We start from the raw sequence: 14,501 nt of genomic DNA, 5'->3' as shown, positions 1-14,501 counted from the left end.
AACCCGGAGACGCCTGCATGTCCGCTTCCCCCGGAACGATCGGTCCGGCACTGGTCGAACTGCGCGAACGCAATATCCACCGCGTCGGCGATGACGAGCCGGCGGTCTGGCTGATCGACGACCGCGAGATGGGCGGGATCCTGGTGAACGCCCCGCCGTTTTCGGACGCCCTGCTGCAGGAGCTGCGCGCGCTCACCGAGCCGCGCTGGCTGTTCCTGCCCAGCCACCGCGGCGCGCGCGACCTCGACGCCTGGCGCGAGGCCGGACTGGAGGTGCTGGCCTACGAGGCCGAGGCACCCGCGATCCGCGCCGCCGGCGGCACCGTGGATACCCCGTTCAACCGCAAGCAGCGGCTGTCGCGCACCATCGACTTCCTGCCGATGGGCGGCGTCACCGAGGGCACCTGCGCCCTGCGGATCAAGAACCTGCCGGGGGCGATCTTCTTCGGTCCCGCGCTGACCCCGGGCGAGGACGGCTGGCCGACCGTGATCCCGGAAGCCACCGACCATTCGGCCGAGGCCCGGCTGTTCGGCTCGCTGGGGATCAAGGACCTGAAATTCGCCTGGGCGTTCTGCGACCGCCACGACCCGGAGACCACGCAAATCGGACCGGACGCCGACCAGCACATCCACGCGCGGGTGGAGGCCCTGTTCGAGGACTGACGCCGCGCCGAGCCGCGTGCCCCTCTCAGTCGGCGCGCCGGCCCGCCGGGCAGTCCGGGACGGGGTCGCATGCCCCGTCGGGGGACGGGGCCGCCCGCTCCAGCGTCCGCAGGGTCGGGGCATACGGGGATGCGTCCTCGCCCCCGCTCAGCGCCACCGCGCAGGCGGCCGCCGCCCGGGCGGGTTCCGTGCAGTCCCGCGCCAGCAGGACATGGGCGAGGTTGTTCCAGGCCGCGTCCACCCCGGGGTCACGCTCGATCAGCTCGCGCAGCGCAGACTCGGCCGCCTCGGGGTCATCCTGCGCCATGGCCACGTTGGCCAGACCGACATAGGCCACCGGGTGATCGGGCCATGCGTCGATCGCCGTGTGGTAACCCGTGGCCGCGGCCGCCAGTGCGCCGGTGACCTCCAGTTCGTTGACCGCGCGCAGCCAGTTCAGCGGCTCCGCGGTGGCCGGCAGCTCATCCGGCGCCACGGGGATGAAGGCCCAGCGCTCGCCGCGCGCCCAGGTCCGTTCGAAACGGGCGAACTCGTTCACGTGGCGCTCGTGGGTCCCGCTGCGCAGGATGATTTCGCCGGCGTCGAGGTCGTAGCCGATGACCACCGCGAAATGCCATTCCGGGAACATCGCGAGCCCGAGGTTCTGGAACACCACCACCGGATGACCGGCCGCGACCTCGCGCAGGACCGCTTCCAGATCCGGCTCCAGGCGATACGCCACCAGATCGCGCGCGCGCACCGCCGCACGCATCTCGGCCTGCAGGGTGCCCTCGCGGGCGGGGAGGTAGACCTCGTCGATCAGCCCTTGCAGCGACACGTCCAGACCGCGCCCCTCGAGCACCGTGGCCAGCGCGGCCGGGCCGCACTGGTAATCCTCCTGCGGGTGGAACGGGGTGTCGCGCAGTTCGACGCGTGGCGGCAGATCCGGGAGGGCCTCGGGTCCGCCCGCCAGGTCACGGCTCTGCGGCGCGGTAGCACAGCCCGTCAGCAGCAACGCCAGCAGCGCGGCGGCCAGCACTCCCCCGACCCCGCCGCGCCAGTGCGCCGCGGGGTGTGCACCTCCCGAACTCTGCATCGAAGGGTCAGCGATCGCGTGACTGCACGAACGGGAACACGTCGGTCACGCCCAGGGCATCGGTGATCACGAACACCACGAAGACGATGGCCAGCACGCCCAGGACTCCGGTAGCCCCCACCGGCTCGGAATCCATGCGTGCCTCCAGCTCCGCCAGCTCGTCATCGGTAAGCCGGGCCACCCGCTCGCGGGCCTGCTCCGGATCCACGCCCATGGCGATCAGCTGCTCCTGCACCGCCGCCTCGTCCAGGCGCTCCAGCAGTTCGGCCCGGGTGTCCTCGGACTGCGTCTGATCGATCAGTGAACGGGTATCCACCATGTGGCCGGTGCCGGCCTCGGCCCGCTCGCCGGTTTCAGCCAGCGCGGGGGTCACCGGCAACAGGGCAAGCCCCAGCGCGAGAAGACCGGCCAGCAAACCGGAGCCGGACGGGACGAAGCGAGTACTTGTAACGATCGAGTTTGTCATGGACAGCCTCCTCGAAGGCACGGGTTGGCCCCCCCACAACTTTCATCCTACGCCCATCAGGCGCCACGCCAAGCCCTCGAGCCTCCGGAAGTGCTCAGTCGTGATCCACTTCGAATGATGGGCACCGTTTCGGCAGCAATTCGCCGCGGATGCGGGGGTAGGCCGGCAACCCGCGTTCGAACGGCGGCTGGTCCTCTCCCTGGATCAGTGGACGCAGATAGTCGCGCGCGGCCTGGGTGATGCCGTAGCCGTCCGGGGTGATGTATTCGCGCGGCATGCCCTGCTCGATGTCGGCCACGCTCTCCAGCGAGGTCCGCCCCATGCGCCAGCGGTAGGGCTGGGTGGAATCCCGCTGGATGATCGGCATGAAGCTGTGGTGGCCGGCCACCACGCCTTCCACGGCCGCACGCCCGCACGCGTAGGCCTGGTCCACGTCCACCTTCGACGCGATGTGGCGGGCGGCCCGCTGGATGTAGTCCACCACCGCCCAGTGGAGCTTGTGCCCCGTCTTCTCGCGGATCAGCTCGGACAGGCGCGGCGCGGCGCCGCCCAGCTGGGTATAGGCATAGACATCGTGGCTCTGCGCTACCGAGAACAGGCTGCCGTCGGGGTTCTTCAGGCCCTCGGAAACCACCACCACGCAGTAGCCGTGGCGCTCGATGGTGCGGTTGAGGTGTTCCATGAAGTCCGCCTCCTCGAACGGGATCTCGGCGAACAGGATCAGCATCGGCGGCTGGCCGTCGAACTCCTGGGCCAGTGCCGCGGCGGCCGCCAGCCAGCCGGCATGCCGGCCCATCACCTCGAGGATGAAGACCTTGGTCGAGCTGGTATGCATGGACTCCACGTCCAGGCTGGCCTCGCGCACGGTGGTGGCGATGAACTTGGCGGCGGAGCCGAAACCCGGGCTGGTATCGGTGATCGCGAGGTCGTTGTCGATGGTCTTGGGCACACCCACCGCGGTGATCGGGTAGCCCATGCGGTCCCCCATCTTCGCGACCTTGAGGGCAGTATCCATGGAGCCGCCGCCCCCGTTGTAAAAGAAATAGCCGATATCGTGGGCGCGGAAGACCTCCACCAGTCGTTCGTACTGCTCGGGATGGGTTTCCGGATCGCCCAGGTCGAAGCGGCAGGACCCGAACGCCCCGCCGGGCGTGTGCCTCAGTGCCTGCAGGGTCAGCGGATCCTCGTGGTCGAGGTCGATCAGCTCCTCGCGCAGCACGCCGAGGATCCCGTCGCGCGCGGCGTAGATCCGTCCGAAATGGGCCGGGTGCCCCCGAACGGCCTCGATCACCCCCCAGGCACTGGCGTTGATGACAGCGGTAACCCCGCCAGACTGGGCGTACAAAGCGTTCTGCGGCATGCCTTTCTCCCTGGATTTCGCTGCATTCGGACCCGCATCGGCCCCCGCGCCGGCATTTGCTACACTATCCCGGTTAAGACCCGGGCCGGGGCGGCGGGTTCGGCCGCCCTCGCGGCAGCCTCTGCCCCAAGAGTGCCCCGAGGTCGCACGGACTCACAACCATCAGGATCGGCAAAATGCATATCGGCACGACACTGACCAACTACATCATCGAAACCCAGCGCGGCATCCAGGGCGCCACCGGCGAGTTCACCGGACTGCTCAACGACATCGCCACCGCCTGCAAGAAGATCTCGGCCCTGGTCGACAAGGGCGACCTGGTCGGCGTCCTCGGCTCGGCCGGTTCCGAGAACGTGCAGGGCGAGACCCAGAAGAAGCTGGACGTGATCACCAACGAGGTGTTCATCGAGGCGCTGTCGCACAACGGTCATGTCGCCGGCCTGGCGTCCGAGGAGATGGACGAGATCCTCGAGCTGCCCAAGGACGCCCCGCGTGGCCACTACCTGGTGCTGTTCGACCCGCTGGACGGCTCCTCCAACATCGACGTGAACGTCTCCGTCGGCACCATCTTCTCCATCCTGAAGGCCCCGGAAGGCGTGCAGGACCCGAAGACCGAGGACTTCCTGCAGCCCGGTACCACCCAGGTGGCCGCCGGCTACTGCCTGTACGGTCCGTCCACCATGATGGTGCTGACCACCGGCCAGGGCGTGAACATGTTCACCCTGGACAAGGACTTCGGCGAGTTCCTGCTGACCAAGGAAAAGGTCCACATCCCCGAGGACACCCAGGAGTTCGCCATCAACATGTCGAACATGCGGTTCTGGGAAGCCCCGATCAAGCGCTACGTCGACGAGTGCCTGGCCGGCAAGGAAGGCGCGCTGGGCAAGGACTACAACATGCGCTGGGTCGCCTCCATGGTCGCCGAGGTGCACCGCATTCTGTCGCGCGGCGGCATCTTCATGTACCCGCTGGACTCCAAGACCACCGCCAAGGGTCAGGAAGGCAAGCTGCGCCTGATGTACGAGGCCAACCCGATGAGCTACATCGTCGAGCAGGCCGGCGGTGCCTCCACCACCGGGCGCCAGCGCATCATGGATCTCCCGCCGAAGGACATCCACCAGCGCGTGCCGGTGGTGCTGGGCGCGAAGAACGACGTGGAGCGCGTGACCCGCTACCACAACGAGGGCTGACCGGCCCGGCGGCCGCGAGGACTTCGCGGCCCGCCGACCCGGCATTGCAGGGCCCGGCCCCTTCGGGGGACCGGGCCTTTTTTGTCGGCCCGTACAGGGTTTTTGGGCCGCACGACACGGCGCCCCGGCTGGCACCCGGCGAGCCCGATGATCGGCCGGAGGGCCGGCCTCCTACGGGTCAGGCGTCAACCGGCAGGAGGCGAGCCCTCTCGCCGATCCGGCCCGAGGAGGCATCAACCGGTAGGAGGCGAGCCCTCTCGCCGATCAGGTCCGGGGAGGCATCAACCGGTGGGAGGCGAGCCCCCTCGCCGATCCGGCCCGGGGAGGCATCAACCGGTGGGAGGCGAGCCCTCTCGCCGATCAGGCCCGGGGAGGCATCAACCGGTGGGAGGCGAGCCCCCCTCGCCGATCCGGCCCGGGGAGGCATCAACCGGTGGGAGGCGAGCCCTCTCGCCGATCAGGCCCGGGGAGGCATCAACCGGCAGGAGGCGAGCCCCCTCGCCGATCCGGCCCGAGGAGGCATCAACCGGTGGGAGGCGAGCCCTCTCGCCGATCCGGCACGAGGGTCAGGTGATGACCGCCTCGGTGTCCTTCTCGATATCGAACTGCAGAACCGACAGGGCCTCGTCGTATTTGTCCAGAAGGTCGGCGCGATCACGCCCGCCGATGAACACGTTGGCGATCTCGAAGCTGTACATGTCCTGGCCCTGAAGGTCCTTGAGGTGCTGGCCGGGCCGCACCGGGATCTTCACCTCGGTGCCGGGCTGGCGGGTCTTGAGCCGGGTAACGGCCTCGGCACTGGGGACCCGCCGCACGCGGCCGCTCTCGTGCGTGCGGAACATGAAATGCGCGGCCACGTTGAACTCGCCGTTGCGCTCCATCGGCCGCGGCTTGCGTCCCAGCGCCAGGTCCACCATCACGGAGTGGTGCGAGATGCCGTGCACCTTTTCGAAGATGTCGGAATGAGCCTGGGAGATGCGCGGGTTGATCTCCAGCAGCCACACCTGATCGCCGGTCTGGTCGTAGTAGAACTCGGCGTTGAACGGCGAATTGTCCAGGCCGGTTTGCTGCACCGCCAGGCGCGCGAGATCCATCATGCGGTGCTGGATCTCCAGCGGCAGCGAGGACGGGTATTCGTAGCGCGAGAACGAGGAGCCGTCCTGCTCGGTCACCGAATCGACCACACCGTAGACATTCACCTGCCCGTTGTAGCTGTATCCCTCGAGGGTGCACTGCCAGCCGCCGATGGGTGATTCAGCCACGAAGCTCTCGGGCATCTCGGCGATTTCCGGCGGCGCGCCGGAGCGCTGCATCAGCCAGGCAAAGGGCGCGCCGATGAAGCCACCCTTCTCGCGGCAGATCGGCATGACGGAGCGGAACTGGCGCTCGTCGTTGATCTGGAAGGCGAGGAACGAACGGAACGACTTGATCGGCTTGATCCAGAACGGCGGCAGCATGCCGAGCTTCGACCACGCTTCCTCGTCGTGCGGATCGAAGGCCTGAAAGCGCGGGATATGCTCGGGGATGACCTTGCGCTGTTCCAGCCGGCTCCAGTACTTGTGCTCGCACTTGAGCACGGCTTCCAGCGAGGGCCCGGGCACGCCGAAGCGCTCGGCCAGCAACGGGACCATCACGGTGCCGGGGAAGTCGTAGAAGCTCACGATGGCGTCCACCGGGACCCCGGCCCGCTGGATACGCGCGGCCGCACGTTCCAGCAGGTCGCCCATATCGAAGGCATCGACGTTACGGATGTCGGCGAAATCCAGCGCCGCGTGGAATTCGCACTCGGCGGCCTGGGGCAGGCGTTCCAGCTTGGCCCGGTTGAAGTCGTCCATACCGACCACAAAGACGTGTTTCTTCTCGCTCATGTCGCTCCTCCCGGTTTCCCGGTGTTCGCCGGACCGCTTCAGATCAGGTCGCGCGGGATGCTCTCGTCCCAGCTCTGCGCGTAGACGCGCACGTCACCCTCGTAGGCATCCAGGGTGGCGCGGATCCGGAAGGTGTCGGGGGTAGAGGTGAGCACCGTGCGGGTCACGGTGCGCACCGACCAGTCATCCCGCCGGAAATGCCGGGTCTGCACCACCTCGCCCCGCACGGTGTCGTAGGACTCGCTGCGGTAGCTGTAGCGTTCGTGCACCTCCCGGCCAAAGGTCAGGTCATTGTCATGCAGCTGCAGCACGGGGTCGTTGTTGATCACGTTCAGGGCGACCTCGTTGGTCGCCAGGTTGTGCTCGGTCTTCCATTCGCGATGGGCCGGGGCCAGCAGGGTATGCCCCGGGGTGGGGGCATGCCGCGGCTCGCCGAGATCCCGCGGGACAGGGGTATGGGCGCCGGCCCGGCGTTCCGGCAGATGCAGGCAGCAACCTTCCAGATGCAGGGTCAGACGTGCGGGTTCCGGTGCCGGCCACGCCAGCGGCCAGTAGGAACTGGAGACCGACAGGCGAATACGATGGCCGCGACGGAACCGCTGGGCCACCTCGTTCAGCCGGAAGCGGACACGGTAGCGCCGCCCGGGCTCCAGCGGCTGCGGTTCCTCGTGCCCGTCGCGATGTGTCAGATTGCGGATGCCGAAGGTGACGCGCGTGGCCCGGTCCTCCGGGTCCACGTCGGACAGGCGCGCGGCGACCTGGGCCACCGGACGATCGGCCTCGATCTCCAGCTCCAGCTCGGTGTCCCCCAGCAGGTCGAAATCCTGTTCCAGCGGATCGGTCTCGAACACCAGGGCGCCGCCGTCCTCCAGGCGCTGATCCGAAGGCAGGTCGGTGGTCTCGGCGTAGGAACACCACTTGCCGGCGAACAGCCCCACGCTCAGCGGACTGCGGATGGTCAGGGTTTCCGCTTCGTCGGTGCGTTCGCCGCCGGCGACCAGGCGCCCCCGGGCCAGACCGAATTCGTGGTAGTGGATGCCGGGGCTGGGCCAGCACTGCTCGGCGACCCACTCACCGGTGATCTCCGGCACCAGCGGGCTGCGCGCGTCGTGCAGCCACAAGCGCGCCATCGGATCGGAATCGACGCCACGGTCGATGCCCTTGAGCCAGTGGTCCCACCAGCGCACGCATTCGCCGAGGAAGTCGATGGTCGGTCCGGGGCCGCCCATGTGCGGATACTTGTGGCCCCAGGGCCCCACCAGCCCGGCGCGCGGTACCTGCAGGTGCTCGAGCAGGCGGAACACTGTATTGGAGTAGCCGTCGGCCCAGCCGCTGACCGCCATCACCGGGACCTGGATCGCGCTGTAGTCCTCGCAGACCGAAGCATGCTTCCAGTAGTCGTCGCGGCGCTGGTGCTCCAGCCAGTTGCGGATCCACAGGCCGGACCCCTCCAGGCGCTCGCGCCACATGTCGCGCCAGCGATCCTCGCCGACCACCCGCGGGTCCGGCGGGCAGGAGTTGAAGCCGAACATGGTCGACGCCCAGGAAAGGTTGTCCGTCAGCAGGCAGCCGCCCATGTAGTGCACGTCGTCGGCATAGCGGTCATCCGACGAACACACCGAGATCACCGCCCCCAGCTCCGGGGGCTGGAGGGCCGCCAGCTGCAGCCCGTTGAAGCCGCCCCAGGACAGACCGAACAGGCCGACCTTGCCCGAACACCACGGCTGCTGCGCGATCCAGCGGATCACCTCCAGGCCGTCTTCCAGTTCCTGCTGCAGGTATTCGTCGGGCAGCACCCCGTCAGAATCACCGCTGCCGCGCAGGTCGACACGCACCCCCGCGTAGCCGTTACGCGCGAAGAAGCCATGGACTTCTGCATCCCGCAGGGCCTTGTGGTCGTTCTTGCGATACGGGATGTACTCGAGGATCGCGGGGACCGGGTTGTCCCCGGCATCCTCCGGCAGCCAGATGCGTGCAGCCAGGCGGCAGCCGTCGCTCAGCGTGATCCAGGTGTTTTCGATGAGCTTTACGCCGTCGACCTCGTGCATGCTGTTGACCTCCATGCCGTGGCGGCATCCTTACCGGGGATATATTAGCCGGGCCGGCGAAAATCAAGCGCTGCGTCCGCAATGCGGCGCGGCTTCACACCAGGCGGCCGGGCAACTCCTCGTGACCCTCCGGATCGCGCGAGAGCACCTGCAGATTCCGGACCGTGGTTTCGGCGATCCCGGTCAGGCCCTCGTGGGTCAGGAACGCCTGATGCCCGGTGACCAGCACGTTGTCGCGCTGCGTCAGGCGCACCAGCCGTTCGTCGGGTACGCCACCCTCGGTCCCGGACCAGTCACGGAAGAACACCGGACCCTCGTCCTCGTAGACGTCCAGGGCTGCCGCGTCCAGCTGCCCGGAATCCAGCGCCGCCTCCAACGCGTCGGTATCCACCAGGGGGCCACGGGCCGTGTTGATCAGGATCGCGCCGCGGGGCATGCGGGCCAGCGTGTCGGCGTTGATCAGGTGCCGGTTGTCGCGCGTCAGCGGGCACATCAGGCAGACCACGTCGGATTCGCTCAGCAGACCGTCGAGATCGGTGTAGGTCACGCCGGCGGCCTGCAGCTCCGGATCGGGGTACGGGTCCATCGCCCGGACCCGGGCCCCGAAACCCTGCATGATTCGGCAGAAGATCGCCCCGATCTTGCCGGTACCAATCACGCCCACGTTGCGCTGCGCGACGTCGAAGCCGGCCAGGTGATTCAGGCGGAAATCGCCGCGCCGGGTGCGCTGCCAGGCGAAATGGGTATGCCGGTTCAGCGTCATCAGCAGAGCCACCGCATGCTCGGCGATCGCACTGGGCGAATACGCCGGCACCCGGCCTGCTCGCATGCCCAGGGAGGCGGCATGCTCGTGATCCAGGTTGTCGTGTCCCGAACAGCGCAGGGCGATCACGCGGATGCCCAGCGCATGCAGGCCGTCCAGAGTGGCCGCACCCAGATCGTCGTTGGTGAACGCACACACCGCATCCGCGCCGGCCGCATCGTTGACCGACTCCGGGGTCAAGCGACGTTCGTCCATCACGGGCTCCATCCCCGCCTCGCGCATTAACGGCACGAGGTGTTCATGGTCATGCTGCTGGGCGCTGAATACGGCCACCTTCATCCGGAATCCTCCTGCGACTGGTTGCTTTGACGTGTGCAGGATCGCACACCCGGACCCCGGCCGTGTCAGCGGCCAGGGCGCCAGACCACGGTCGCGCGATGGCCAGACTCGCCCGGGCGGACGGGTAGAACCTGCGTCGCATTTGGCGCACCATGGAAACTGACCGACCGGACCGCAGCGACGGACCGGACGGGACGGGATTCACCGGAGGGATTCCATGGAAGTGATCGCACCACAAGCCGTGGATACGCTGATCCGCCTGCTGGCCGGTGATGGCTACGAGGTGGTGGGGCCGACACGGCGCGACGGCGCGATCGTCTACGACCGGGTGGGCGGCCTCGAGGACCTGCCGGTGGGCTGGACCGACGAGCAGGCCCCCGGGCACTACCGCCTGCGCGAGCGCGAGGACGGCGCGCTGTTCGGCTACGTGGTCGGGCCGCATTCCTGGAAGAAGTACCTGTTCCCCCCCGAGGAGACCCTGTTCCGGCTGACCCGCCAGCCGGACGGGAGCTTCGTGACCGAGCCCGGCGTATCCGACATCCCCCGCCGCGCCTTCATCGGCATGCGCGCCTGCGAGTTGGCGGCGATCGACGTGCAGGACCGGGTGTTCCTCGGCCAGGCGGTGCAGGACCGCGGCTATGCCGCCCGTCGGCGGGACTTGTTCATGGTCGCGGTCAGTTGTGCCGAGCCGGGAGGCACCTGCTTCTGTGCCTCCATGGACACCGGCCCGCGCGCCCGCAAGGGCTTCGACCTGGCGCTGACCGAGGTGATCGACGCCACCCAGCACTTCCTGGTCGCCGAGGCCGGATCCGACGCGGGGCGTGCGATGCTCGACCGGCTGGAGCCGCGTGCGGCCTCGGACGCCGAGCAGGCCGCCGCCGAACGCGTGTGGGCCGAGGCCCCGAAAAAGATGGGCCGGAGCATGCCCGGTGACGCCCGCGAGGTGCTGAACCGGACCTTCGAGCACCCGCGCTGGGAAGAGACCGCCGAGCGCTGCCTGTCCTGCTCCAACTGCACCCTGGTCTGCCCCACCTGCTTCTGCTCGCAGGTCGAGGAGGTGCCCGATCTGGAGGGCCAGCGCACCGAGCGCGTGCGGCGCTGGGATTCCTGCTTCAACCAGGAGCACTCGCACCTGGTCGGCGGGCCCCATCGCGAGTCGGTGGCCGCGCGCTATCGCCAGTGGATCACCCACAAGCTGGCCACCTGGCACGACCAGTTCGACACCTCCGGCTGTGTCGGCTGCGGACGCTGCATCACCTGGTGCCCGGTGGGGATCGACATCACCGAGGAGGTCACCGCGGTGCGCCGCGACCCGGAGGGCCGGGCATGAACGAGCTGCTGACGATCATCGACCAACAGCCGTTTTTCGAGGACCTGGAACCGGAACACCGGCGCCTGCTGGCGGCCTGCGCAGCCAAGTGCGGTTACCCGGCCGGAACGCGGCTGATGCGCGACCACGAACCGGCGGAAACCTTCTGGCTGATCCGCGAGGGGCAGGTCGCGCTGGAGAGCCCCCTGCGCGAAGGCCGGGCAACGTTCCAGACCCTGGGACCCGGCGACATCCTCGGCTGGTCCTGGCTGCTGCCGCCGTACCGCGCCAGTTACGACGCCCGAGCGATCACCGATCTGCAAACCCTGCACTTCGATGCCGGCGTGCTGCGCGAACGCATGGAGGCCGACCCGGCGTTCGGCTACGTGCTGATGAAGCACTTCGCCGCGCTGATCGTGCAACGCCTGCAGGCCGCGCGGTTGCAGGCGCTGGATATCTACAGCCACGGAGGGCCCGGCCATGGCGCCTGACGCGGTTGCAACCCTGCCGGATCAGGCGATGGCGCCAGAGCCCTGGCGCATCCACTCGGTGCGCCGCGACGTGGCCAGCAACGAGGTCTTCAGCTGGACGCTGTACCCCGAACCGGGCGTGGAGCCGGGGCCGCCGCCGGCGCCCGGGCAGTTCAACATGCTTTACCTGTTCGGCGTGGGCGAGGTGCCGATCTCGGTGTCCGCGACCACCGACGACGGCGGCATCGTGCACACCATCCGCGCGGTGGGCAGCGTGACCCGCGCGATGCAGGATCTGGAGGCCGGTGCGGTGGTTGGCCTGCGCGGGCCGTTCGGCACGGCCTGGCCGGTGGAACAGGCGCGCGGGCGCGACCTGGTGCTGGTGGCCGGCGGCATCGGCCTGGCCCCGCTGCGCCCGGTGATCCACGCCGCGCTCCAGCGGCGTTCGGAGTTCGGGCGCATAGTGGTCTGCTACGGGGCGCGCTCGCCCGGCGACATGATCTTCCGCGACGAGCTGGACGCCTGGGAAGCCCGCGACGATGTGGATCTGCGCATCACCGTGGATCGCGGCACTGCCGCCTGGCGCGGCGATGTCGGCGTGGTCACCCAGCTGGTCGATCGCGGCGGTTTCGACCGGCGCAACACCCTGGCGATGGTCTGCGGCCCGGAGGTGATGATGCGCTTCACCGCGTCCTCGCTGGAGCGCCGCGGCCTGAAGCCGGAAGACATCTACGTGTCCATGGAGCGCAACATGCGCTGCGCGGTGGGCTTTTGCGGCCACTGCCAGATCGGGTCGCACTTCGTCTGCCGTGACGGCCCCGTGTTCCCCTACCCGGTGATGGAACCGGCCTTCCGGATACGCGAGCTATGAGTCGGGAAAAGCCCACCCTGGCGGTGTTCAAGTTCGCGTCCTGCGACGGCTGCCAGCTCAGCCTGCTGGACTGCGAGGACGAGCTGCTGGCGGTCACCGACCGGATCCGGATCGCCCACTTCCCCGAGGCCACGCGCACCCGCATCGACGGGCCGTGGGACCTGACGCTGGTCGAGGGCTCGATCACCACGCCGCAGGCGGCGGAGGAGATCCGCGAGATCCGCCGCGCCTCGAAGTTCCTCGTGACCATCGGCGCCTGCGCCACCACCGGCGGCATCCAGGCCCTGCGCAACTTCGCGGATGTCGAAGAATTCACCCGCCAGGTCTACGCCCACCCGGAATACATCGAGACCCTGGCCACCTCGGATGCCATCAGCCAGCACGTACCGGTGGACTTCGAGCTGCGCGGCTGCCCGATCGACAAGTACCAGTTGCTGGAGGTCGTCAGCGCCTTCCTCTACGGCCGGCGCCCGCAGGTCTCCAGCGCCAGCGTCTGCGAGGAGTGCAAGCGGGCCGGACAGGTCTGCGTGATGGTCGCCCACGGCACGCCCTGTCTCGGCCCGGTCACCCACGCCGGCTGCGGCGCGTTGTGCCCCGGGTGCAACCGCGGCTGCTATGGCTGCTTCGGGCCCAAGGAGACGCCCAACGCGCCGGGCCTGTCCGGGCAGCTGGAGGCCCTCGGCATGGAGCGCGCCACCCGCGTGCGCTTCTACCGCACCTTCAATGCCGGCGCCGACGCCTTCCGCGAGGAGAGCGAGCGCCAGGAATCAGGAAACGGACCATGAGCGAGACCCGCACCATCGAAGTCGACTACCTCGCGCGCGTGGAGGGCGAGGGCGCGATGTACGTGCGCACCGAGGGCGACCGCGTGGAGGAGGTGAAGCTGTCGATCTTCGAGGCCCCGCGCTTCTTCGAGAGTTTCCTGCGCGGGCGCGACTTCCGCGAGGCGCCGGACATCACCGCGCGCATCTGCGGCATCTGCCCGATCGCCTACCAGATGGGCGCCTCGCTGGCGATGGAGGACATCTGCGGCGTGACCGTGGACGGCGTGCTGCAGGACCTGCGGCGGCTGGCCTACTGCGGCGAGTGGATCGAGAGCCACGCCCTGCATGTATTCATGCTCCACCTGCCGGACTTCCTCGGCTATCCGGATGCGGTCACCGCCGCGAAGGACCACCCGGACATGGTGCGCAACGGCCTGCGCATCAAGAAGATCGGCAACTCCATCCTGCGCCTTTTGGGCGGGCGCGAGATCCACCCGGTCAACCTGCGGGTCGGCGGCTTCTACCGCACGCCGACGCCCGACGAGGTCGCCGGCCTGCGCGAGGAGCTGGCCTGGGGCCTGGAGGCGTCCTGCGAGGTGGCCGAATTCCTCGCCACCCTCGACTACCCGAACCTGGAGCGCGACTACGAGTTCGTGTCGCTGGTCCACCCGGACGAATACCCGATCACCCACGGCCGCCTCGGCTCCGCCAGCGGCCTGGACGCCGCCATCCGCGACTACGACGACGTCTTCACCGAGGAGCACGTGGCCCACTCCAACGCCCTGCACAGCCACCGCTCCGACAGCGGCGAACCGGTGTTCATGGGCCCGCTGGCGCGCTTCGCCCTGAACCGCGAACGCCTCACCCCGCGCGCCGCCGAACTGGCCGAGCGCGCCGGGCTGGGCGCGGCCTGCCGCAACCCGTTCCGCAGCATCCAGGTGCGCATGATCGAGATCGTGCTCGCCTTCGAGGAGGCCCTGCGCCTGGTCGACGGCTACCGGACCGCACCGGGCGAACCCGCGCTGCCGGTCACCCCGCGCGCCGGCACCGGCTTCGGCGCCACCGAGGCCCCGCGCGGCATCTGCTACCACCGCTACACTACCGACGACGCGGGCCTGATCACCGATGCGAAAATCGTCCCGCCCACCTCGGTCAACCAGCCCACCATCGAGGCCGACCTGCGCGAACTGGTGCAGACCCACCTCGACCTGCCGGACGACGAACTGCGCCACCACTGCGAGGTCGCCATCCGCAACTACGATCCCTGCATCTCCTGCGCCACCCACTTCCTCGACCTCACCGTCGACCGCCAGTGA

13 protein-coding genes are annotated in these 14,501 nt (G+C 68.8%); 7 read left to right on the top strand and 6 right to left on the bottom strand.

What is annotated here, in order from left to right:
• The first annotated feature begins 17 nt into the window (after positions 1-17).
• Entirely contained in the window at positions 18-662 is a 645-nt protein-coding gene (locus tag D577_RS0110005; RefSeq protein ID WP_018947343.1) for a hypothetical protein, read from the top strand.
• Positions 663-687: 25 nt separating this feature from the next.
• Here D577_RS0110005 and D577_RS0110000 read toward each other — a convergent pair whose 3' ends face one another.
• The 3 genes from D577_RS0110000 to D577_RS0109990 form a co-directional block, all read right to left on the bottom strand.
• On the bottom strand, positions 688-1,737 hold the full coding sequence (locus D577_RS0110000) for a PA2778 family cysteine peptidase (protein WP_081618825.1): 1,050 nt from the start codon (positions 1,735-1,737) through the stop codon (positions 688-690).
• A gap of 7 nt (positions 1,738-1,744) precedes the next feature.
• Positions 1,745-2,203: a PA2779 family protein gene (locus D577_RS0109995; RefSeq protein WP_024328574.1), complete on the bottom strand. Its 459-nt coding sequence runs from the start codon at positions 2,201-2,203 to the stop codon at positions 1,745-1,747.
• Positions 2,204-2,297: 94 nt separating this feature from the next.
• On the bottom strand, positions 2,298-3,563 hold the full coding sequence (locus tag D577_RS0109990; protein ID WP_018947340.1) for a 6-phosphofructokinase: 1,266 nt from the start codon (positions 3,561-3,563) through the stop codon (positions 2,298-2,300).
• Between the two features lie 176 nt (positions 3,564-3,739).
• On the opposite strand from D577_RS0109990, the gene D577_RS0109985 reads away from it, so the two are divergent.
• Entirely contained in the window at positions 3,740-4,753 is a 1,014-nt protein-coding gene (locus D577_RS0109985; RefSeq protein ID WP_018947339.1) for a class 1 fructose-bisphosphatase, read from the top strand.
• A 566-nt stretch (positions 4,754-5,319) separates the two neighbouring features.
• On the opposite strand, the gene D577_RS0109980 is transcribed toward D577_RS0109985, so the two are convergent.
• From D577_RS0109980 to D577_RS0109970, 3 genes are all read right to left on the bottom strand, one after another.
• Positions 5,320-6,621, bottom strand: coding sequence for an acetyl-CoA carboxylase biotin carboxylase subunit family protein (locus tag D577_RS0109980; protein ID WP_018947338.1), 1,302 nt, complete (start codon positions 6,619-6,621; stop codon positions 5,320-5,322).
• A gap of 38 nt (positions 6,622-6,659) precedes the next feature.
• Positions 6,660-8,669: a CocE/NonD family hydrolase gene (locus D577_RS0109975; protein WP_026289003.1), complete on the bottom strand. Its 2,010-nt coding sequence runs from the start codon at positions 8,667-8,669 to the stop codon at positions 6,660-6,662.
• Positions 8,670-8,763: 94 nt separating this feature from the next.
• Positions 8,764-9,771, bottom strand: coding sequence for a 2-hydroxyacid dehydrogenase (locus D577_RS0109970; protein WP_018947336.1), 1,008 nt, complete (start codon positions 9,769-9,771; stop codon positions 8,764-8,766).
• Positions 9,772-9,988: 217 nt separating this feature from the next.
• On the opposite strand from D577_RS0109970, the gene D577_RS0109965 reads away from it, so the two are divergent.
• The 5 genes from D577_RS0109965 to D577_RS0109945 are packed head-to-tail and all read left to right on the top strand — an operon-like array spanning position 9,989 to position 14,501.
• Positions 9,989-11,101, top strand: a complete 1,113-nt coding sequence (locus D577_RS0109965) for a sulfite reductase subunit A (RefSeq protein ID WP_018947335.1) — start codon at positions 9,989-9,991, stop codon at positions 11,099-11,101.
• Positions 11,098-11,571: a cyclic nucleotide-binding domain-containing protein gene (locus tag D577_RS0109960; protein ID WP_018947334.1), complete on the top strand. Its 474-nt coding sequence runs from the start codon at positions 11,098-11,100 to the stop codon at positions 11,569-11,571. The genes D577_RS0109965 and D577_RS0109960 overlap by 4 nt, the downstream gene beginning before the upstream one ends.
• Positions 11,561-12,421, top strand: coding sequence for an FAD/NAD(P)-binding protein (locus D577_RS0109955; RefSeq protein WP_018947333.1), 861 nt, complete (start codon positions 11,561-11,563; stop codon positions 12,419-12,421). Before D577_RS0109960 ends, D577_RS0109955 begins: the two co-directional genes overlap by 11 nt.
• Positions 12,418-13,206: an oxidoreductase gene (locus D577_RS0109950; protein ID WP_018947332.1), complete on the top strand. Its 789-nt coding sequence runs from the start codon at positions 12,418-12,420 to the stop codon at positions 13,204-13,206. The genes D577_RS0109955 and D577_RS0109950 overlap by 4 nt, the downstream gene beginning before the upstream one ends.
• The gene (locus D577_RS0109945; RefSeq protein WP_018947331.1) at positions 13,203-14,501 is read left to right on the top strand and encodes a Ni/Fe hydrogenase subunit alpha; all 1,299 of its coding nucleotides are present in this window, start codon (positions 13,203-13,205) and stop codon (positions 14,499-14,501) included. The genes D577_RS0109950 and D577_RS0109945 overlap by 4 nt, the downstream gene beginning before the upstream one ends.

The organism is Thioalkalivibrio sp. AKL17, from assembly GCF_000377885.1.
GTDB lineage: Bacteria > Pseudomonadota > Gammaproteobacteria > Ectothiorhodospirales > Ectothiorhodospiraceae > Thioalkalivibrio > Thioalkalivibrio halophilus.
The sequence above is the reverse complement of the archived record's forward strand: the minus strand, read 5'-3'. Positions and strand labels throughout refer to the sequence as shown.